15 protein-coding genes, 6 tRNA genes and 2 rRNA genes are annotated in these 22,515 nt (G+C 39.7%); 8 read left to right on the top strand and 15 right to left on the bottom strand.

Annotation, left to right across the window (positions count from 1 at the left end; genetic code table 11):
• Nucleotides 1-133 precede the first annotated feature (133 nt).
• Together AACV33_RS00315 and AACV33_RS00310 are read left to right on the top strand one after the other, a co-directional pair.
• Nucleotides 134-2,014, top strand: coding sequence for a DUF294 nucleotidyltransferase-like domain-containing protein (locus AACV33_RS00315; protein ID WP_017020921.1), 1,881 nt, complete (start codon nt 134-136; stop codon nt 2,012-2,014).
• 9 nt (nt 2,015-2,023) lie between these two features.
• Nucleotides 2,024-2,740, top strand: a complete 717-nt coding sequence (locus AACV33_RS00310) for a 3'-5' exonuclease (RefSeq protein ID WP_065611950.1) — start codon at nt 2,024-2,026, stop codon at nt 2,738-2,740.
• Between the two features lie 84 nt (nt 2,741-2,824).
• Here the strand turns inward: AACV33_RS00310 and AACV33_RS00305 are convergent, their stop codons facing one another.
• The 10 genes from AACV33_RS00305 to AACV33_RS00260 all read right to left on the bottom strand — a co-directional run bounded on the left by AACV33_RS00305 (nt 2,825) and on the right by AACV33_RS00260 (nt 11,228).
• Nucleotides 2,825-4,405: a BCCT family transporter gene (locus AACV33_RS00305; RefSeq protein WP_065611949.1), complete on the bottom strand. Its 1,581-nt coding sequence runs from the start codon at nt 4,403-4,405 to the stop codon at nt 2,825-2,827.
• A gap of 237 nt (nt 4,406-4,642) precedes the next feature.
• Nucleotides 4,643-5,584, bottom strand: a complete 942-nt coding sequence (locus AACV33_RS00300; protein ID WP_017020918.1) for an ABC transporter permease — start codon at nt 5,582-5,584, stop codon at nt 4,643-4,645.
• A gap of 2 nt (nt 5,585-5,586) precedes the next feature.
• A complete protein-coding gene (locus AACV33_RS00295; protein WP_012548991.1) occupies nt 5,587-6,564 on the bottom strand; it encodes an ABC transporter permease in 978 nt (325 codons plus the stop codon).
• A 136-nt stretch (nt 6,565-6,700) separates the two neighbouring features.
• The gene (locus tag AACV33_RS00290) at nt 6,701-8,254 is read right to left on the bottom strand and encodes an ABC transporter substrate-binding protein (protein WP_017020917.1); all 1,554 of its coding nucleotides are present in this window, start codon (nt 8,252-8,254) and stop codon (nt 6,701-6,703) included.
• A 74-nt stretch (nt 8,255-8,328) separates the two neighbouring features.
• Nucleotides 8,329-10,032 (bottom strand): dipeptide ABC transporter ATP-binding protein, encoded by a 1,704-nt coding sequence (locus AACV33_RS00285; RefSeq protein WP_182699634.1) that lies wholly within the window; start codon nt 10,030-10,032, stop codon nt 8,329-8,331.
• Nucleotides 10,033-10,590: 558 nt separating this feature from the next.
• A tRNA-Pro gene (locus AACV33_RS00280) sits at nt 10,591-10,667 on the bottom strand.
• A gap of 84 nt (nt 10,668-10,751) precedes the next feature.
• A tRNA-His gene (locus AACV33_RS00275) sits at nt 10,752-10,827 on the bottom strand.
• 42 nt (nt 10,828-10,869) lie between these two features.
• Nucleotides 10,870-10,946: transfer RNA gene (locus tag AACV33_RS00270), tRNA-Pro, on the bottom strand.
• 85 nt (nt 10,947-11,031) lie between these two features.
• Nucleotides 11,032-11,107 (bottom strand) — tRNA-His (locus AACV33_RS00265).
• Between the two features lie 44 nt (nt 11,108-11,151).
• Nucleotides 11,152-11,228 (bottom strand) — tRNA-Arg (locus AACV33_RS00260).
• 283 nt (nt 11,229-11,511) lie between these two features.
• Between AACV33_RS00260 and AACV33_RS00255 the strand changes: the two genes are divergently transcribed.
• Nucleotides 11,512-11,919: a c-type cytochrome gene (locus AACV33_RS00255; RefSeq protein WP_182699633.1), complete on the top strand. Its 408-nt coding sequence runs from the start codon at nt 11,512-11,514 to the stop codon at nt 11,917-11,919.
• Nucleotides 11,920-12,019: 100 nt separating this feature from the next.
• On the opposite strand, the gene rep is transcribed toward AACV33_RS00255, so the two are convergent.
• Entirely contained in the window at nt 12,020-14,035 is a 2,016-nt protein-coding gene (rep, locus tag AACV33_RS00250; RefSeq protein ID WP_012548988.1) for a DNA helicase Rep, read from the bottom strand.
• 187 nt (nt 14,036-14,222) lie between these two features.
• Between rep and AACV33_RS00245 the strand changes: the two genes are divergently transcribed.
• The 4 genes from AACV33_RS00245 (at nt 14,223) to ubiK (ending at nt 19,355) form a co-directional block, all read left to right on the top strand.
• Nucleotides 14,223-14,789: a TetR/AcrR family transcriptional regulator gene (locus AACV33_RS00245; protein WP_139078855.1), complete on the top strand. Its 567-nt coding sequence runs from the start codon at nt 14,223-14,225 to the stop codon at nt 14,787-14,789.
• Nucleotides 14,790-14,807: 18 nt separating this feature from the next.
• Nucleotides 14,808-15,914 carry an efflux RND transporter periplasmic adaptor subunit gene (locus tag AACV33_RS00240; RefSeq protein ID WP_017023591.1) on the top strand — a complete coding sequence of 369 codons (1,107 nt, stop codon included), beginning with the start codon at nt 14,808-14,810 and terminating at the stop codon, nt 15,912-15,914.
• An 11-nt stretch (nt 15,915-15,925) separates the two neighbouring features.
• On the top strand, nt 15,926-18,994 hold the full coding sequence (locus AACV33_RS00235) for a multidrug efflux RND transporter permease subunit (RefSeq protein WP_182699632.1): 3,069 nt from the start codon (nt 15,926-15,928) through the stop codon (nt 18,992-18,994).
• A gap of 109 nt (nt 18,995-19,103) precedes the next feature.
• Complete coding sequence (ubiK, locus tag AACV33_RS00230; RefSeq protein WP_012548984.1) at nt 19,104-19,355, top strand: ubiquinone biosynthesis accessory factor UbiK; 252 nt, start codon at nt 19,104-19,106, stop codon at nt 19,353-19,355.
• A gap of 87 nt (nt 19,356-19,442) precedes the next feature.
• On the opposite strand, the gene ilvC is transcribed toward ubiK, so the two are convergent.
• Nucleotides 19,443-20,927, bottom strand: coding sequence for a ketol-acid reductoisomerase (gene ilvC, locus AACV33_RS00225; protein WP_065611946.1), 1,485 nt, complete (start codon nt 20,925-20,927; stop codon nt 19,443-19,445).
• 128 nt (nt 20,928-21,055) lie between these two features.
• Between ilvC and ilvY the strand changes: the two genes are divergently transcribed.
• Nucleotides 21,056-21,940: an HTH-type transcriptional activator IlvY gene (gene ilvY / locus AACV33_RS00220; protein WP_017023588.1), complete on the top strand. Its 885-nt coding sequence runs from the start codon at nt 21,056-21,058 to the stop codon at nt 21,938-21,940.
• Between the two features lie 49 nt (nt 21,941-21,989).
• Here ilvY and rrf (AACV33_RS00215) read toward each other — a convergent pair.
• The 3 genes from rrf (AACV33_RS00215) to rrf (AACV33_RS00205) all read right to left on the bottom strand — a co-directional run bounded on the left by rrf (AACV33_RS00215) (nt 21,990) and on the right by rrf (AACV33_RS00205) (nt 22,375).
• Nucleotides 21,990-22,105 (bottom strand): 5S ribosomal RNA (rrf, locus tag AACV33_RS00215).
• A gap of 17 nt (nt 22,106-22,122) precedes the next feature.
• A tRNA-Thr gene (locus AACV33_RS00210) sits at nt 22,123-22,199 on the bottom strand.
• 60 nt (nt 22,200-22,259) lie between these two features.
• Nucleotides 22,260-22,375 (bottom strand): 5S ribosomal RNA (rrf, locus tag AACV33_RS00205).
• Between the last annotated feature and the right edge of the window lie 140 nt (nt 22,376-22,515).

Here is a 22,515-nt window from a genome sequence, read left to right as displayed (position 1 = left end):
AAAGTTGTGTTTCAGATCCGAGATCCTATTTCCAATGCTTTCATATCGCGTAATTTAATAGAATAAAATGGCTATCCATAAGGCGATAAACTAAAATTATAGCCTATCCTCCTTTATTTATGTCGAGTGGCACATGGAAGTTGAACTGTTAGAGATCCAACATTTTTTATCTCAATACCCTCCATTCAGTTTATTACCTGAAGAGGCGATAAAAGAAGCCGCCCAAAGCGTTGAAATTTCTTATTACCGTGCAGAGAGTATGGTGATCGGCTTTGGTGATGAGATCAAAGACCTCTACATGGTTCGCAGTGGGATTATAGAAGTCTATCGTCGTAATGGGGAACTCTATAACCGGCTGGATGAAGGCAGTATTTTTGGTCAAATGGGCTTATTAATGAATAATAAAGTTCGCTTCCCAGCCAAAGCACTTAAAGATTCTCTTCTTTATTGTATTCCTGAATCTGTATTTGATGATTATTGTGAACGTTATGATGAATTCTCAGATTTCGTTGAAGTGGAAGATGCCACTCGTCTAAAGCAAGCCGTTGAAAGTAATCATGATGACGCCAATGATTTAACGACATCAAAAGTAAAAACATTGCTGACTCGTGAAGCCGTTATGATCACCAAATATGAAACCATTCAATCTGCCGCAAAAACCATGGCAGAAGAGAATGTGTCAGCGGTTTTAATTACCGATCCAGAAATCAATACCGATGAAGAAGATAACGACTTTGTTGGCATTATTACTGACCGTGATTTATGCACCAAAGTCCTCGCCTGCGGACTAGATTTTGATACTCCGGTTTCAGAAGTCATGTCGACAGAGCTGATTTCACTCGATCACAACGCTTATGTATTTGAAGCGATGTTGATGATGTTGCGCTACAACGTTCATCATCTTCCTGTACTTCGTAATAAGCAGCCTATTGGCGTACTTGAAGTCTCTGATATCGTGCGTTATGAATCTCAAAATAGCCTGTTATTTGTGAGCAGTATCTTCCAACAACAAACCATCGAAGATCTCGTTATTCTTTCTGCTCAACTTAAAGATTGTTTTGTACGAATGGTAAACGAAGACGCCAACTCACATATGGTGGGTAGCGCGATGTCTGAAATTGGTCGCAGCTTCAAACAACGTTTATTAGAGCTCGCTGAAGAAGAATTAGGTCAACCGCCTGTGCCTTATTGTTTCTTAGCATTAGGATCAATGGCTCGCGATGAACAACTGATTGTAACTGACCAAGATAACGCGATTATTTTAGACAATGACTACAATGAAGCCGAACACGGTGACTATTTTAAAGCCTTATCAGCTTTTGTTTGTGATGGTTTAGCGGCGTGTGGTTATACCTATTGTACTGGCGATATCATGGCAACCAATCCTGAATGGCGTAAAACTCAATCGGAATGGGAAGAATGCTTTGCTGACTGGATTGATAACCCAGATCCTCAGGCATTATTAAACAGCTCTATCTTCTTCGATTTAAATGGCGTTTATGGCCGTACTAAATGGGCTGAGCAGTTAAATGGCTTTATTGTTCGTCGTGCGAAAAAGAACAATCGTTTCCTTGCTTGTCTTGCTCGAAACGGCTTACGCCGAACGCCACCACTGGGGTTCTTTAAAGACTTCGTGATGGAGAAAGATGGTCGCCATAATAACTCGATCAACTTAAAACGTCGCGGAACCGCCCCTCTTGCTGATCTTATTCGTGTTCATGCTTTGGCTATTGGCTCTCAAGCCCAAAACTCCTTTGAACGTTTAGATGACATTATTGAAGCCGGTATTCTGCCAAAATCAAAAGGCGGAGATTTACATCATGCGATGGAATTGATTTCTTTGGTTCGTTTACGTCACCAAGCGTTAGATGTCGAAGCAAACATTGAACCAGATAATAATATTGAGCCTGAAAACATGTCTGATTTTGAACGCCGAAATTTAAAGGATGCGTTCCAAGTACTCAGCAATGCACAAAATTTCCTTAAATTTCGCTATAGCGCCAGCAAATTCTAGGAGTGAATAATGATTTCTAACACTCATCAAGAAATTTTAAACTGGACCGCTTTCTTTACTCATAAATACGAAGCAAGTAAAGATCAGCGCCTTAAAAATTTCTACCAAACGGGGACTTATGAAGAAGAAACACCACTCAAAGATATTGAGTTTGTTGCTTTAGATTTTGAAACCACAGGGTTAGATGCAAACCAAAACAGTATCATTAGTATCGGATTAGTTCCGTTTACCTTAGAGCGTATTCGTTGTCGTGAATCGCAACATTGGTTTGTTAAAGCACAAGATAGCCTAGAAGAAAACTCAGTCGTTATTCATGGCATCACTCACTCAGATTTACAAGGTGCCCCTGATTTACGCCGTATTTTAGAGAAAGTATTGGATGCATTGGCAGGCAAAGTGGTCGTGGTTCATTATCGTAAAATCGAACGTGACTTCTTTGATATCAATTTGCGTAATCTTATTGGCGAAGGCATCGTTTTTCCTATCGTCGATACGATGCAAATTGAAGGGGACTTTCAACAAGAGCAAGCGAAAGGATTAATTAATTGGATTAAAGGAAAGCGCCCTGAATCCATTCGGTTAGCCAATAGCCGCTCACGCTATGGTTTACCAGCATATGCCCCGCATCATGCGTTAACCGATGCCATAGCAACCGCTGAACTGTTTCAAGCTCAAATCCGCTACCATTTCTCTGAAAATGACCCGATCAGAAAAATCTGGCAATAATTAAGCAATAGAAACCGCAAGAAATAAAAAAGCCGATGAAGATAATAATCCTCATCGGCTTTTTATTTATCAGTTACTCAAACATTAAGAACGATTGTGTTTCTCTGTTCTCATGCCCATAAGCAAACTGACACACATCACTAATAGAATAATGGTAAACGGCAATGCGGTAGAAATCGCACCCGCTTGAAGCGCTTCAACCGCTTGTGTTCCACCGACCCATAATAGAGCAACGGCAATTGCACCTTCCATGAACGCCCAAAAAACACGTTGTGGAATTGGCGCATCAACTTTACCACCAGCGGTAATACTATCGATAACCAATGAGCCTGAATCCGATGAGGTAATAAAGAATACCAATACCAGAACAACAGCAATCATAGATAAAATATTACCCATAGGCAGAGCATCAAACATTTGGAACATAGCAAGAGAGACGTCGGTTAATCCATCAGTCCCTAATGTACCCACATTATTAATAATTTGATCAATCGCAACGCCACCAAAAGTAGACATCCATAGCACAGTAAAGACAGTTGGAACCACTAATACCGCGATCAAGAACTCACGAACTGTACGACCACGAGATACTCGAGCGATAAACATACCAACAAATGGAGACCATGAAATCCACCACGCCCAATAAGTCACTGTCCAACCGTGCATCCACGCTTCATCATCACGACCACTTGGATTACTCAACGGAATAATATTTTCAATATAACCGATGATCGTTGTTGGAATTGTCCCCATAGAAACCGCAAAGGTCACTAAAGCAACAAAAGCAACCAACACAATCGCGATGATCATATTAATATTACTGATGATTTTTACGCCGCCATCAATACCGCGCATTACCGACACAACGGCAAGTAACGTAACAATGAAAATAATCGCGACTTGTAAACCTAAGCCACCTTCAATACCAAACACATGCTGGAAACCACTTGCTGCTTGTTGAGCACCAAGACCTAGAGAAGTCGCAAGACCAAATAAGGTAGCAAGAACGGCAAGAATATCAACAATGTGACCAGGCCACCCCCATGTACGATCCCCTAAAATTGGATAGAAGATTGAACGCATAGAAAGCGGTAAGCCTTTATTGTAAGAAAAGAAGGCCAATGATAAAGCGACGACACCATAAATAGCCCACGGGTGAATACCCCAGTGGAACATGGTCGCACCAAGCGCGAGTTGTCTTGCTTCTGGAGTATAAGCTTCAACACCTAATGGCGTTCCAAACCAACCGGTAAAGTAAGCAACAGGTTCAGCAACCCCCCAAAACATAAGACCAATACCCATGCCTGCGGCAAATAGCATCGCTATCCAAGAAATCATTGAATAATCTGGTTTGGCTTTATCACCACCAAGGCGAATTTTACCGAATGGAGACACAATCAATGCTAAGCAGAAAATCACAAAGATATTCGCAGACCACATAAACAAACCATCAAATGCATTGATAATCTGTGATTTTAAACCATTTAGAACCGTCTTCGCGGTTTCTGGATCAGTCACAGCAACCGCAATTAAGAAGAGTGCAATTAAACCAGCACTAATGCCGAAGACGGTATTATGAATATCCAATCCCCATTTTTGAACGTTATCCTGTCCAACAGTATAATCCGTGTTATCTATACTGTACTTATCCTTATTTCTACTCATTATTCCTCACTTCGAGCCTTAGCTCTCTGTTTTGGTTTAATTCAAATACTCGCTTTAAAATATTTAAACACACAGGATGATCCTAACAACTAAGCTAACTATTGCCAGTAAAAGCGGCAAATTAGTCAATAAAACAACAAAATAAGACGGTAATCTTAGTTTGTAAGACACTATTCACGTTATACACAACAAAAAAAAGCGATGATTCAATCACCGCTTTCTATATGCTTTCTTCTATTAACCCTTATAAATTTTAGGATTAAACACGTCTCTCAGCCAATCGCCCAGTAAATTAATCACAAGAACGAGGGTCACTAAGACTAACCCAGGGAAAGCGGTAATCCACCACGACCCAGAGAAGATATAGTTAAAACCAATACTGATTAATGAGCCTAATGAAGGTTGGTCTACCGGTAGGCCTAAACCTAAGAAGGACAGAGCCGCCTCGGACATAATCGCATTTGCAATCTGTACCGTAGAGATAACCAAAATAGGAGACAAACAGTTCGGCAGAATATGGCGAAACATGATTCTTGGCGAACGGAACCCCATCACTTTAGCCGCTTCAACGTATTCTTTTTGTTTCTCAGCCAATACAGAGGCGCGAATAGTACGTGCATATTGTGGCCATTCAGCAATACCAATAATCACAACCAACATGATCACCGCATACTGACTAAAGAATTCCGTTCCAAAACTGGCTTTAAAAATGGCTGAAACGATAATCGCAACCATCATGGTTGAGAATGATAACTGCACATCCGCAAAGCGCATTAAGAAACTATCAATTCGTCCACCGAAATAGCCCGCAGAAAGACCAATAACGATACCGAGAGTCAGTTGTACTGCTACCGCTAGAAAACCAATCGTCAATGATAAACGTGAACCATAAAGAATCGTTGAGAGTACATCTCGACCCTGGTCATCAGTTCCGAGAAGAAAACGTTCATCTCCTTCTTCCATCCAAGAAGGTGGCAATTCTGAATCCATAATGTCGATAGAACTTAGATCGTATGGATTACTTGGTGCTAGAACGGGTGAAAGTAGCGCCCCTAATACAAACACAACAAAAACAGCAAAGCTAAACATTGCTACTTTGTCACGTAAGAAATAGTACAAGAAATCTGATGATTTAAATCGTTCCCAACGCGTTGGAACGTGGTTAGTTGTCGTGTTCATGATTACGCTCCTTTCCCTGTAATATCTACCGTTGGGTTAATTAATCCATATAACAAATCGACAATCGTATTAGTTACGACGAAGATCAAACCTACAAAGATAACGTAAGCCGTAATCAATGGAGTATCGACACGGTTAATCGCTTCTAAAAATAAGAAACCAGTACCCGGCCATTGGAATACAGTTTCAGTAAGAATGGTATAAGCCACCATCGTACCTATTTGAACACCACCCACAGTAAGTACCGGTAACATGGTATTTTTAAGCGCATGTTGATAATAAATTTTGTTTGTTGCGATGCCTTTTGCTTTTGCAAACTTGATGTATTCAGAACTCAGTACTTCGATCATTTCTGAGCGAACCAAACGAATAAATAAAGGCAGCATAATTGAGGCAAGAGACACACATGGCAATACTAAATGCGCCAAGCCATCAATGGTAAAGAATCCAGATTCCCAACCGAGCAAATTATAAGTCTCTCCTCGCCCATAAGACGGTAACCAATTTAACTCAATAGAAAACACATACATCAGCATGATTGCCGTTAAGAAGACCGGTATGGAAATACCAATACTACTGAACGCCATGATCGCTTTGGTAAAAAAGCTTTTGGGATGAATCGCAGAATACACACCAAGAGGTATCGATAAACAGATAATGATTAACGCCGATCCCAACACCAATTCAAGAGTGGCAACGAGCTTATCAAGAATGACTTCAACCGCTGGTTTTTTAAAGAAGTAAGACGTGCCCAAGTCACCTTGAACCGCATTAGTAATAAAACGAGTATACTTTGTGACGAATGGGTCATTTAACCCAAGATCATCTCTCAGAGCTTGACGCTCGGATTCTGAAACTGATTGTCCAACCAATTCACGTAACGGGTCACCCAAGTTATCTTGAATGGAAAACGCAACCAGACTGATCACAAACATCACTATCAGAGCCTGAAACAGGCGCTTGACCAGAAACGTAAACATTCCTTGTCCCCTTAATCTATCCTAAGAATGACATGATAACATTTCATGCCTAACATATTGTTGGTCTTGCTTTTTATTATAAACAAAGGTTGCTTTGACTCATTCAAAGCAACCTAATTGATTATATAGTTAGTACTTACTTAACAACTAAGTCACCAAAGTATGGGTATTCCATCGAGTTAACAATTGGTTGAATATCAATATTTGATTTTGCACCCCATGCAAGATTTTGCCAATGCAGAGGAACAAACGCCGCGTCGTTATACAACGTGTCTTCCACTGTTTTCAGCATTTCACTGCGTTTTGCAGGATCCGTTTCTACGTTTGCCGCTTCAATTAGACTGTCAACTTCAGGGTTTGAATAGTGACCACAGTTATACTGACCTTTACCCGTTTCTTCATTACGAGTCATCGTTAAGAATTCAGTAAGGTTCGCTGAATCTTCTGTATCTGAGTGCCAACCGATCATCATCATGTCCGCAGAACAAACATCAAATTCAGGCCAGTATTGTGCTTTTGGCAACGTTTTAAGATCCACTTTGATTCCGATCTTAGACAGCATTGCTGCCGCAGCTTGAGCGATTTTTGCATCATTCACATAGCGGTTATTTGGCGCCATCATGCTAAGTTTGAAGCCATTCTCGTAACCCGCTTCTTTCATCAACTCTTTTGCTTTTTTAAGATCATAACGTGGAACTAAATCAGCATCATAGCCAGAATAACCTGGAGGAGATTGCTGACCGGCCGCTGTCGCAAAGCCTTTCATGATTTTCTTAACGATACCTTCGTTATTGATTGCATGAACGATAGCTTGACGAACACGTACATCTTTTAATGCTTCGTTGCTTGTTTGATTCATTTGGAATGAAATTAGACGAGTACCTGGTAGCGTTACTAAATCGATACCTTTGGTGTTTTTCACTCGCTTATGGTCATTCGGTGCCACAGGTGCGATAACGTCTACGTCACCAGAAAGAAGCGCAGCAACACGTGTTGCATTTTCTTTAATTGGAACCAAAGTCAGCTCATCTACGTTACCTGGAGAATTTTTATCCCAGTAACCGTCAAAACGATCAAACACGACTTTCACGCCTTGTTCACGAGACTTAACAACAAATGGACCAGTCCCAGAGATGTGCGTTGAAGCAAATGAATTACCGTGTTTTACGATTTCATCTTTATCTTTACCATCTTCAGTTTTTCCTGAGTAGAACTTGCTATCCATAGGGAAAAGGTAAGTCGCGGTTTGAAGAACCAACGGATAAGCGCCTTTAGAAATAAGTTCTACGGTGTAATCATCAATTTTTACTAATTTTTCATACGGTGCGAAAATCGCTTTAAAATCCGCAGAGTCTTTAAGACGATTAAATGTCCATACCACATCATCTGCAGTCATTGTATTGCCAGAATGGAACTTAACACCTTTGCGTAACGTAAAACGGAACGTTTTGTCATCGACACGTTCCCATTTTTCTGCCAAACGAGGTTCAAAGTCGAACTCTTGCGTATAACGAACTAGGGGATCAAACACCATGTGAGACAGTTGCAGTGTACCGCCTGATAGTTGCTCATGTGGGTCAAGAGATACTGGATCAGCATCATAAGCTACCGTAATATCTGCCGCAGCAGCACTAAAGCTTAAGCCTGCAGCCATAATCGCGATCGCTAATTTAGTCTTAATGGTTTTCATTGCATAACTCCTTATGCGGGAATCAATCCCTAGTTTGTTGTATTTTATTTATTATTAGACGGTTTTCACCGTTGTTACCCTTCTCTTAACCCTTTAAATTCAGGCATAAGAGAAATTAATTTTTTGCTGTATTCGTGTTGTGGGTTCGTATATAAGTTTTCTGTTGGGGCAACTTCAAGCAATTTCCCCATTTGCATTACACCCACACGATCACACATCTGACGAATAACGGGTAAATCGTGGCTGATAAACAACATGGTTAAATTTAACTCATCTTGTAAATCTTTTAATAAGTTGAGGATTTGTGCCTGAACCGATACATCCAAAGCAGACGTTGGCTCATCACAAATTAATAAACGAGGGCGAGTAGCAAGTGCACGCGCAATAGAAATACGTTGACGCTGACCACCAGAAAACTCATGCGGGTACTTCAATGCAGCCATTCGGCCTAGACCCACATGATCCAAAAGATCATTAACGATCTGTTGCGTTTCTGATTCTGAACCCGTTAATTTATGGAAGCGAATCGGTTCTGCGATGATATCGAAGATTTTCATGCGTGGATTCATTGAGGTATATGGGTTTTGAAATACCATCTGCATTTGACGACGCATTGGGCGACGCTCTTTTTCAGATTTAAGCGCAGTAAGATCAACCCCTTCAAAGGTAACCGATCCTGAATTTGGCGGATATAAACCGGTAATAACCCGAGCAATGGTCGATTTACCAGAGCCTGATTCTCCAACGAGACCGAAGGTTTCACCTTCATGAATTTCAAAACTGACATTATCTGAAGCTTGAACGTATTCTCGACGACTTTCAAACATAGAGTCTTTCGTCACAAAGCGAAGACTGACATTATCCACTTTTAACAATGGGCCAGAATATTCACGTTGATCTTGGCTTTGTCCTAACCAATGTGTTTTTACATCGATACATTCATGCTCAACCGCTTCTTCTATATAACTTACCAAAGGAAAGCGGTCTAATTTTATATCAGAACGAGGAACCGCAGAGATCAAGCTACGTGTGTATGAATGATCAGGATTACCCAATACTTTTTCTGTTTTACCAAACTCAACCAAATCCCCACGAAACATTACAGCGACTTTATCGGTAACGTTAGAAACTACGCCCATATCGTGAGTAACCAACATGCAACCTACGTTTTTCTTAACGCAGAGATCTCGGATAAGACTTAGGATTTGATCTTGAATAGAGACATCAAGCGCCGTTGTTGGCTCATCTGCAATAATTAAATCTGGCTCACCAGCTAACGCTATCGCAATCACAACACGCTGACGCATACCACCAGAGAACTGATGTGGGTACTGTTTAAGGCGGTTTTCAGGTTGTGGTATACCAACTTGATTCATAAGAGACAAGGCACGCTCATAGGCCTCTTCTGATGATACTTTCAAATTAGCATGAATGGTTTCTATAATTTGCTGTTCAACAGTAAATAGAGGATTTAGAGATGTCATCGGATCTTGGAAAATAAATCCTATTTTAGAACCTCTAACTTTTCGCATCTCTTCTGTTGATAGACCAGAGATCTTCTCACCATCTAAAAACACCTCTCCGCTGGCGATAACGCCTGGAGGGCTCAATAAATCAATGACAGCATTACCTACTGTTGATTTCCCCGCACCTGACTCACCAACAACGCCAACAATCTCTCCACGCTCTATTGAAAGCGACAATGATTTTACTGCGGCATGAACACCATGACGAGATGGGTATTCGATACGTAAATTTTTAACTTCTAAAAGTGACATTATCAGACTCCGACTACTCGGCAGCATCCTGCCCTGTCTGTATATTGATTCCATTCATAACTGTGATGAACAGCAGTTACTTGATAAGAACATCAATGTAGTCAATTATTCACAAAAAAGCAACAATCAAAGAGTATAAATCTACTATATGCCTTTTTGATGCATAAATAATCATTACCATTCGTTTTAATCGATATCTATCGCTATTGAGATAAGCGCAAAATCAATAATAAACAACCAGTTATTAATAATTAAATAAATAGGAAGTAAAACTGCTTACGTTCTAATTTAGATAACTTTACATAAATAGTCGTAACATTTATAAGCAAACGTTTAATTGGTTTAAGCGGGTTATTTAGGATTTAATATCTAAAAACCCTTTATAACTTAGTGGATATAATCAAAATAAAGGTAAAATCAAGCGATAGAAACTTAGAAAGAGAAGAAGAAAAAGAAGAGTAAAAGCACAACTTAAAATAATGATTTTGTGATGAAGGTTAGAATAATATAACGCAGAAATGAAAAAAGCCTCGTCATTTCTGACGAGGCTTTTAAATGTGGTCGGTGAAGAGGGATTCGAACCCCCGACCCTCTGGTCCCAAACCAGATGCGCTACCAAGCTGCGCTATTCACCGATTTTTTATTTGATTCTTGGGATGTTACTTGAATCAAAATAGGGAACATCATTTACGGAGTAAATTTAGTTACCTTAAAATTAATGGGGTGGCTAACGAGATTCGAACTCGCGACCACCGGAATCACAATCCAGGGCTCTACCAACTGAGCTATAGCCACCACAAATTTTTTATATAACCGCTACTGCGATTATTGAAATAGTGGTCGGTGAAGAGGGATTCGAACCCCCGACCCTCTGGTCCCAAACCAGATGCGCTACCAAGCTGCGCTATTCACCGACAAATTTCGTTTCGATTCTTGGGATGTTACTTGAATCAAAACTGGAAACGTTCATTTACTAAGTAAACTTGGTTACCAAAATAATGGGGTGGCTAACGAGATTCGAACTCGCGACCACCGGAATCACAATCCAGGGCTCTACCAACTGAGCTATAGCCACCACTACTTTGTTACGTTTTCTGTGCCTTTAATTTCTATTCCGGATGGCACGCCCGAAAGGATTCGAACCTTCGACCTTTGGCTCCGGAGGCCAACGCTCTATCCAACTGAGCTACGGGCGTATACCCTATCGGCGGAGAGGAATAATACGGATATGGGTGTCCTTCGTCTAGTGTTTTTTTTGCTTTTTTTGTCGTTTGGTCTCTTTTTAAACAATTCCTTTGTATTTATACTCATTTTCTTGGGGTTTAGTGGTTTATTGCAACAATTTAAGCAGATATAATCACTCAATGTTTACACAAGCTTAACGCGGCGATTTTTTCTTATGCTGCTAATTACTTAGTAAATGAAATAAAAAGATGGCGCTAAGCCAATAATAATAACTGGGAGTGTAAAGTGAGCTTAATGGATAAATCAATTCGTAACACCATCGTCACAATAGTTGCTGCATTAACTTTTTCAACAGCCTCTTTTGCTGCAAACAATGCTGACGATGCAATTGCTGAGCGAATTAAACCAGTAGGCCAAGTCTATTTGGCAAGTGATGTACCCGTTGTTGAAGAACCAACTGGTCCTCGTACGGGTGATCAGGTATACAACACCTTTTGTATTGCATGTCACTCAACTGGCGCAGCTGGCGCACCAAAAACTCAAAATGCAGCAGATTGGGCTCCTCGTATCGCAAAAGGTATGGATGTTCTAAAAGATCATGCGATTAACGGTTTTAATGCAATGCCAGCACGTGGAACCTGTATGAATTGTTCTGATGATGAGTTGGTTGCTGCAATCGACCATTTAATCAAAGGACTGTAAGATATCGCAGATTAGGTACCGCTTATTTAACTGGTACAAAAATGCCCATAATACCAAATCAGGTATGTGGGCATTTTTATTTATTCTTTAAATTAAGAGGCTATTTTTTCAACATAGCACGCAGATGAGCAATATTACTTTTCCCTTTTTCCATTCTCTCTTCTTGAGTCGGCTTAGGTTTTTTCATTTCCCAATCTAAATCATCTTGCGGAAGCTCTTCTAAAAAACGGCTTGGTGTGGGACGAATTAGCTCACCATACTGACGACGCTCTTTACACAATGTAAAAGTCAGTTCTTTTTTTGCTCGCGTAATACCCACATACGCCAAACGACGTTCTTCTTCTACGTTGTCTTCATCAACACTGGTTTGATGCGGTAAAATACCTTCTTCTGCCCCAATCAAATACACATAAGGGAATTCTAAGCCTTTTGATGCATGCAATGTCATTAACTGCACTTGGTCAGCACCATCTTCATCTTCTCCACGCTCCATCATATCTCGCAGTGTTAAGCGCAATACGACTTCTTTTAATGTTTTCTCTTCTTTATCATAATTATCACCTTCTAAATCAGCCACAATCCAAGAATATAAATCAGATACATTTTTCATGCGCATTTCTGCAGCTTTCGCGCTAGGTGATGTTTCGTACAACCAATCTTCGTAGTGAATGTCTTTTACTAGTGATCGCACCGCCTCTACGGTATTACCTCGCTCAGCATTTTCTGATATAGAAACAACCCAATGACCAAATCGACGCAGTGACTCAAGCCCTCGACCAGATAAGGTTTGTTCTAACCCCATTTCAAAACAAGCTTCAAACAAACTTTTTCCACGCATGTTGGCATACGTACCTAGCTTCTCTAAAGTAACAGGGCCAATTTCACGTCGAGGTGTGTTTACGACACGCAAAAACGCATTATCGTCATCAGGGTTAGTCAGAAGACGAAGATAAGCCATGATGTCTTTGATTTCTGAACGAGAGAAAAAAGAAGTCCCCCCAGAAATCTTATAAGGCACGCGGTTTTGCATTAGTGATTTTTCAATAAGTCGAGACTGATGATTCCCACGATAAAGTACTGCGTAATCTTTATAATCGGTTCGATTAAGGAAACGATGAGCAATGATCTCACCGACAACTCGTTCGGCTTCGTGCGCATCATCTTTCGCTGTCAGAATCTTTATCTGCTCACCATCAGGGATTTCAGAAAATAACCGTTTTTCAAATGCATGAGGATTATTAGCAATCAGTATATTGGCTGCACGTAAAATTCGACTCGTTGAACGATAATTCTGCTCTAATTTAATGACTTTCAAATTAGGGTAGTCTTCACTCAATAAAATAAGGTTTTGAGGTTTTGCTCCACGCCACGAATAAATAGATTGATCATCATCTCCTACTACGGTCAATCGACCTCTTTCACCAACAAGCAATTTTACTAATTCATATTGGCTAGTATTGGTATCTTGATATTCATCCACTAATAAATAGCGAAGTTTCATCTGCCAACGCTCACGTACATCCTGATTATTTCTCAACAATAACACTGGCAATGAGATTAAATCATCAAAATCTAATGCGTTATACGCTTTCATTTGCGTTAAATACATCTCATAACAGAAAGCAAATAATTGCTCCTGCTCTGAGCGAACAATACCTTTAACTTGATCAGGGGTAAGCATGTCAGTCTTCCACTTAGAAATACAACTAAGCAGTTGACGTAGTAGATCCTTATCTCCATCAATTTGTTTTTCAGTCAGTTCTTTTAATAAGGCTAATTGGTCTTGATCATCAAAAAGAGAAAAACCTGCCTTTAGGCCTAATATTTTATATTCACGACGAATAATGTCTAATCCAAGAGAATGGAATGTTGATACTAATAACCCTCGTGATTCTTGTTTGTTTAGCGTTTGCCCAACACGCTCTTTCATCTCTCTCGCCGCCTTATTAGTAAAGGTAACCGCAGCAATATTGCGAGCTTTATAACCGCATTGTTGTACTAGATAGGCTATTTTATTCGTAATTACACGAGTTTTACCTGAGCCTGCGCCTGCCAGTACTAAACATGGCCCAGAAACAAACTTAACGGCTTCATCTTGCTGTGGGTTAAGTCTCATGAATCACCTATAAAATCGATAATGGAATATTTGCGTCTATAATAAAGCTGTCTATGTATGAATACCATGTAAACCATAGAAGAAAACTCTCGACCTTTACGTTTCTTGACACAAAAACGGATTACTTTATGGACATTCTCACTTAAAATAATAAATGAACGTTCATTCATTTCATAAGGATTCATTTATGAAGGAGAAACGTAGACTCATTCTTGAGTCAGCAGAACAATTACTTGCAACTGACGGGTTTCGTGGTCTATCAATGCAAAAAGTGGCAAATCAAGCTGGCGTTGCTGCTGGTACCATTTATCGCTATTTCGATGATAAAGAAGCCCTGATCCAAGAGATTAAGTTGAACATTCTTCAACGTGTCGCTTGTGCTATTCAAGAAAATGTATGCAATACCGACCCTTTAAAAGTTCGCTTTCGTACAATGTGGTTAAACATTTGGTATTTTGCTATTTCAGAAAAAAACACTTTTTTAAATCGCAATCAATATGAATCATTACCTACAACAGATTTAGTAAAATTTAGGGAACTAGAAAAAGAAATGTTTGCCCAAGTAAATCAACTCTTTGTCGATGGACTTGAGCAAGGCATTTTTAAACCTTTCAATGTGGAAATACTTACAGGCCTTAGCTTAGAGACAAGTGTTTGCTTAGCTCGCAGATATGCTCAAGGTGCTTTTACACTAACAGACGATGATCTCGACTCGGCAATTGAAGCCAGTTGGGATGCAATTATTAAACACTAATTTGGAGTTCTAATTAGAATGAAAAAGTGGACTTTCTTTATGTTGCTTCTTGCACTACTTCTTTTTGGTAGTGTTATTGGCTTTAACATGTTTAAACAGCAAAAAATTGCTGAATTTATGGCAAACCGCCCTGAACCTGAATTCCCTGTCACGATAGAAACAGTCAAAGCGTCAACCTGGACTCCAACTATCGAGGCGATTGGTTTTATTGAACCAAACCAAGGTGTAACGCTAACCACTGAATCAAACGGTGTGATCGATAAAATTTCATTTGATTCCGGTAGCCAAGTAAAAGATGACCAATTACTTATTTCTCTTGATTCTAAAGTAGAAAAAGCAAACTTAAGAAGCTCTCAAGCACGCCTACCTGCTGCTGAAGCAAAATATAAACGCTATAAAGGTTTATTTAAAAAAGGGTCTATCTCTAAAGAGGCTTACGATGAAGCGGAAGCAAATTTTTTCTCTCTTGCTGCTGATATTGAAGGCCTAAAAGCGACTATTGAGCGTCGTGAAATCAAAGCACCATTTGCTGGTGTCATTGGTATCCGTAATGTTTATCTTGGTCAATACTTACAACCAGGTACTGATATTGTCCGTCTAGAAGACACTAGCATTATGCGTTTACGCTTTACGGTGCCTCAAACTGATATTTCTCGCATTAATATCGGACAAGACATCGATATATACATCGACTCTTATCCAACTGAGACTTTCAAAGGGTCGATCAGTGCAATTGAACCAGCGGTAAATATTCAAAGTGGGTTAATTCAGGTTCAAGCTGATATTCCAAATAATGGTGGTAAGTTACGTAGTGGTATGTTTGCTCGCGCTGAAATCATTCTCCCAACATTTGAAAACCAAGTGGTTATTCCTCAAACCTCAATTACATTCACGCTATATGGTGACAATGTCTACATCGTTTCTGATGTTGACGGTGTTAAACGTGTTAAACAAGCGGTTGTAAAAGTAGGTGAACGAACTAAAGCTGTTGCTCATATTCTTGATGGTGTTAAACCTGGAGATATGGTCGTGACATCAGGACAAGTTCGTCTAAGTAATGATGCAAAAGTGCGTGTTGTCGAAAGTGACGCAACAACGCCGCCTGCTGAAACACCAATGTTGTAACCGGAGGAATTATGCGCTTTACTGATGTTTTCATTAAACGTCCAGTTTTAGCGGTATCGATCAGTTTTTTGATTGCTTTGCTTGGTATCCAAGCTATTTTCAAAATGCAGGTTCGTGAATACCCTGAAATGACCAATACCGTTGTAACGGTAACAACAAGCTATTACGGCGCGAGTGCTGACCTTATTCAAGGTTTCATAACTCAACCCTTAGAGCAAGCGGTAGCACAAGCCGATAATATTGATTTCATGACCTCTCAATCAGTAATGGGGCAATCAACCATTACTGTTACTATGAAATTAAATACGGACCCGAATGCCGCCCTCTCCGATATATTAGCCAAGACTAACTCGGTGCGTTCTCAACTTCCAAAAGAAGCGGAAGATCCAACGGTTACTATGTCGACAGGTTCAACTACCGCGGTGTTATATATCGGCTTTACCAGTGATGAACTTGCCTCAAGTCAAATCACCGATTATTTAGAACGCGTTGTGAACCCGCAACTATTCACCGTTAATGGCGTATCTAAAATCGACCTATACGGCGGTATTAGATATGCATTACGTATCTGGTTAGATCCAGCTCGTATGGCTGCAGTAAATATGACAGCAACAGATGTTATGAGCGTATTAAATGCCAATAACTTCCAGTCAGCAGCAGGCCAAGCAACCGGTGAATTCGTTCTTTATAATGGTAGCGCAAATACTCAAGTCTCGAATGTAGAAGAGCTTGAGCGTTTAGTTATTAAAACTGACGATGGTGAAGTGGTTCGCCTAAGTGATATTGCTAAGGTATCTTTAGAAAAGAGTCATGATATATACCGTGCAAGTGCAAACGGCAAAGAAGCCGTAGTTACTGCAATCAATGCCGCACCAAGTGCCAACCCAATTAACATTGCGGCTGATGTATTGAAGCTTTTACCTCAATTAGAGAAAAACCTTCCAACAAACATCAAAATGAACATCATGTACGATTCAACGATTGCGATTAATGAATCTATCCATGAAGTTATTAAGACTATTGTTGAAGCTGCGGTCATCGTACTTATCGTTATTACCTTATTCTTAGGCTCATTCCGAGCGGTTATCATTCCTATTGTCACCATTCCTCTATCACTTGTTGGTGTTGCAATGGTAATGCAAGTCATGGGCTTCTCATGGAACCTAATGACTCTTCTCGCTATGGTGTTGGCCATCGGGCTTGTTGTTGATGATGCCATCGTTGTATTAGAAAACGTAGATAGGCACGTTAAGCTTGGAGAAACCCCGTTTAGGGCCGCTATTATTGGTACGCGTGAAATCGCAATTCCGGTAATTGCAATGACTCTAACGCTGGGCGCGGTATATGCTCCTATCGCGATGATGGGTGGTATTACGGGTTCATTGTTTAAAGAGTTTGCTTTAACGCTCGCAGGTTCAGTATTTGTTTCAGGGATAGTCGCGTTAACATTATCTCCAATGATGTGTTCTAAAATGCTGAAAGCAAATGAAGTACCAAGCAAATTTGAAAGCACAGTTCATCATTTCCTTGATGGTATGACGAATAAATATGAACGTATTCTTGGCTCGGTAATGCAGCATCGACCAGTAATCATTGCGTTTGCTGTCATCGTTTTTTCAAGCTTGCCATTACTATTTAAGTTCATACCAAGTGAACTTGCTCCTTCAGAAGATAAAGGAGTGGTAATGCTTATGGGTACAGGTACATCTAACGCTAACTTAGATTACTTACAAAACACAATGAATGATGTAAATAAGATTCTTTCAGATCAACCTGAAATAGCCTTTGCTCAAGTATTCACTGGTGTTCCAAACTCGAACCAAGCCTTTGGTATTGCATCAATGGTTCCTTGGAGCCAACGAGAAGCAAGCCAAGCAGAAGTAACAGATCGTGTTGGTAAATTAGTACAAAATGTCCCAGGAATGGCTGTTACAGCATTCCAAATGCCAGAATTGCCTGGCGCAGGTTCAGGTTTACCAATTCAATTCGTAATAACGACACCAAACAGCTTTGAGAGCCTATTCCAAATAGCAACGGAAGTATTAACTGAAGTGAAAGGAAGCCCTCTATTTGTTTATTCTGATATCGATTTGAATTTTGATTCTGCAACAATGAAAATCAATATCGATAAAGATAAAGCGGGTGCTTACGGTGTGACAATGCAAGACATTGGTATTACGCTAAGTACGATGATGGCTGATGGCTATGTAAACCGTATCGATCTCAATGGTCGTTCTTACGAGGTAATTCCACAAGTAGAACGTAAATTCCGCTTAAACCCTGAATCAATGAATAATTATTACGTTCGTTCAGCAAGCGGGGAAGCAGTTCCATTAGGAAGCTTAATTGCGATTGATGTTATTGCAGAGCCGAGATCTCTACCTCACTTCAATCAGCTGAATTCAGCTACCGTAGGTGCTGTACCATCACCAGGTGTGGCAATGGGTGATGCTATTTCTTGGTTCGAAAATATTGCAAATAGCAAATTGCCAAGTGGGTACAACCATGATTATATGGGCGAAGCTCGTCAATATGTGACAGAAGGTAGCGCATTATACGCTACATTTGGTTTAGCATTGGCTATCATCTTCCTAGTACTTGCGATTCAATTTGAATCAATTCGAGATCCATTAGTTATCATGGTTTCTGTACCTCTTGCTATTTGTGGTGCTTTGATTGCCCTCGCATGGGGCGCTGCTACAATGAACATCTACTCACAAGTAGGGTTAATCACTCTCGTTGGCTTGATTACCAAACATGGTATTTTGATTTGTGAAGTAGCAAAAGAAGAACAATTGCATAATCTAAAAAATCGCGTTGAAGCGGTAACAGAAGCTGCAAAAGTTCGTCTTCGTCCAATCCTAATGACAACAGCGGCAATGATTGCGGGTTTAATCCCGTTAATGTATGCCACTGGTGCAGGTGCTGCACAGCGCTTTAGTATTGGTATTGTTATTGTTGCAGGTTTAGCTATTGGTACTCTATTTACGTTATTCGTATTACCCGTAATTTATAGTTACCTAGCAAGTGAGCATAAACCTTTACCAGAGTTTGAAGAAGGGAAAGAAATTCAAGAGTAACTTCTTTAAAATAAAGAATAGGCTACTTCGGTAGCCTTTTTTTTATTTGTCTAGCGACAAGTCGTTGCTCTTTGCTTAAAATATAAAAAATATTTAACAAGGGTAGATAATGTTTAATCCAAAAAAATTAGAGCAAGTTGCCAAGCAAATTCATGATTCAATGCCGCAACCAGTAAAAGAATTAGGAACTGATGTTGAACAGAAAGTTCGCCAGGTCATTCAAGGTCAATTAAATAAGCTAGATATCGTAGCACGCGAAGAATTTGATGTTCAAACTCAAGTTCTATTGCGCACTAGGAAAAAGCTAACAGAAATGGAACAAAAATTAGCTTTATTAGAAGAAAAACTATCTGAAAAATAAACATAATTTTGCTCTTAAGATTAGAATAATTCCTTTAGATACAAAAAAGCCCGATATGATATCGGGCTTTTTTATTAATTATGTAAGTTAACCACCAACAGCAATTGTTTTCATATCAGTCATATAACCGCGTAATTCTTCACCAACATGCTCAACTGGGTGATTACGAATAGTCTCATTCACTTCGATCAATTTAGCATTATCCACTTGATTAGATATTGCCCCTAAACCACGACCAATAACATCAGTATCAACTAAAGGCATGAATTTTTCACGCAGCAATGGTGTTGCAACATTTGCGAATAGATAATTACCATATTCAGCCGTATCTGAAATAACGACATTCATTTCATATAAGCGTTTACGTGCAACAGTGTTAGCGATTAATGGTAGCTCATGCAATGATTCGTAATAAGCAGATTCATCTACAATACCTGAAGCAGTCATCGCTTCAAATGCTAATTCAACACCAGCACGAACCATAGCAACCATTAAAATACCATTATCAAAATATTCTTGTTCTGGAATTTCCAGACTAGAATCAGGGTAGTTTTCAAAAGCAGTTTCACCAGTCTCTTCACGCCACCCTAGCAAGTTAACATCATCATTTGCCCAGTCAGCCATCATCGTACTTGAAAAATGTCCCGAGATAATATCATCCATATGCTTATTATAAAGTGGACGCATTAGATCTTTTAATTCTTCAGATAAATCAAAGGCTTTAATTTTAGCTGGATTTGATAGACGATCCATCATATGCGTCACACCACCAAACTTCAGTGCTTCTGTAACTGTTTCCCAACCAAATTGTAGAAGTTTGCCTGCATAGCTAGCATCGATACCATCAGCGATCATTTTTTCATAACAAACAATAGAGCCGGCTTGCAGCATTCCACAAAGAATTGTTTGTTCACCCATTAAGTCAGATTTAACTTCAGCAACGAATGAAGACTCTAAACAACCGGCACGATGACCACCAGTCCCAGCCGCCCATGCTTTCGCTATATCCCAACCTTCGCCTTTAGGATCATTTTCAGGATGAACAGCAATAAGAGTAGGAACACCAAAACCACGCTTATATTCTTCTCGAACTTCTGTACCTGGACATTTAGGAGCAACCATAACAACCGTTAAATCTTTACGGACTTTCATACCTTCTTCAACGATATTAAAGCCATGCGAGTAACCAAGCGTTGCACCTTCCTTCATTAAAGGCATAACAGTTTCAACAACATTCGTATGCTGTTTATCAGGAGTAAGGTTAATAACCAAATCGGCTTGAGGGATCAATTTTTCGTAGCTAGCAACTTCAAAACCATTTTCGCTTGCATTCTTAAATGATTGACGTTGCTCATCAATAGCAGCCTGACGTAAAGCATAAGCAACATTCAAACCTGAATCTCGCATATTTAAACCTTGATTTAGGCCTTGAGCTCCACAGCCAACAATAACCACCCTTTTACCTTTAAGGTAATCCGCTTCTGTAGAAAATTCTTCGCGGTTCATAAAACGACAACGACCTAGTTGATCTAATTGTTCACGTAAATTTAGCGTATCAAAGTAGTTAGACATTGTGAAACTCCATAAATATCATTTAATCCATTAGGATAATTTTGTGCATACAAAGATAATAACCAAAGATTAACATTGTAAGAAGTGATATATTAACAATACATGATTGCAAAATTAACAACTACGATATGAATATAAAACTACTTCAAACTTTCCTTCATTTATGTGAAAGCCATAGCTTTACCAACACGTCAAAAGCTATGCACTTAAGTTTATCTGCATTAAGCCGGCAAATACAAAAATTAGAAGATGAAATTGGTCACCCATTATTTGTCCGTGATAATAGAAGCGTTGAACTAACAAGCTCAGCAAAGAAATTAATGCCTATCGCTTTAAATATTTGTAGTGAATGGAGTAGTTACAAATCTAACTCCAATACTGTGAATAATAGTTTAAAGGGTGAATTGAAATTATTTTGTTCAGTAACCGCAAGTTATAGTCACTTACCTCAACTCCTAAATAATTTCAAAGTGAATTATCCTCACATTGAAATAAAGCTTTCAACAGGAGATCCAGCTCAAGCAATTAAAAAAGTAGAAAGTTCAGAGGTTGATATTGCAATATCAGCCATACCAGAAAAAAGATCGAATAAATTAGCTTTTGAAATAATAAGTGAAATACCATTATCGATTATTGCTCCCATTGGGAACAACACATTTAGCGGTGATATAAATAAAGAAAATACAAATTGGGATACGCTTCCTTTTATTTTACCAAAGGAAGGCACAGCGAGAGAAAGAGCAAATTTATGGTTCAAGGAACAAAAAATCAAACCAACAATTTATGCTCAAGTCTCTGGACATGAGGCGATAGTAAGTATGGTTGCTTTAGGGTGTGGTATAGGAATAGCACCTGACGTTGTAATCAATAACAGCCCAGTAAAAGATAAAATTCAAAGGTTAAACACAACACCTATTGCACCGTTTAAATTAGGCTTGTGCTGTAAACAATCAAAATTAAATGATTCGGTTATACAAGCTCTTTGGCGGGTAGCTGAAAATACATTTATTTAAATCCATAAATGAGAAAAGGCCTCCCATTGGGAAGCCTTTTTAAATTTAAGCCTAGCGATGTCCTACTCTCACATGGGGAGACCCCACACTACCATCGGCGCTATTGTGTTTCACTTCTGAGTTCGGCATGGGATCAGGTGGGTCCACAACGCTATGGTCGCTAAACAAAATCTGTCAGTAAATGGTGCTGATACCCAGACTCGAACTGGGGACCTCACCCTTACCAAGGGTGCGCTCTACCGGGCTGAGCTATATCAGCAAACGACTTACTTATTTAATCGAAAAAACCATCCTAAATAAGGATGGCTTTCAAATTCAAGCCTGGCGATGTCCTACTCTCACATGGGGAGACCCCACACTACCATCGGCGCTATTACGTTTCACTTCTGAGTTCGGCATGGGATCAGGTGGGTCCATAACGCTATGGTCGCCAAGCAAATTCTTTAATTCGGAAAGCTGTATTGTGTTCTTAATCACATTCAATCTGTTTCTTGCTATCTTAAATCCGTTCAAAACCCCTTGGGTGTTGTATGGTTAAGCCTCACGGGCAATTAGTACAGGTTAGCTCAATGCCT

It is taken from the genome of Aliivibrio sp. SR45-2 (genome assembly GCF_963890165.1).
GTDB classification, from domain to species: domain Bacteria; phylum Pseudomonadota; class Gammaproteobacteria; order Enterobacterales; family Vibrionaceae; genus Aliivibrio; species Aliivibrio salmonicida.
Note: the sequence above shows the minus strand (reverse complement) of the source record. Positions and strands in the feature narration are given on the sequence as shown.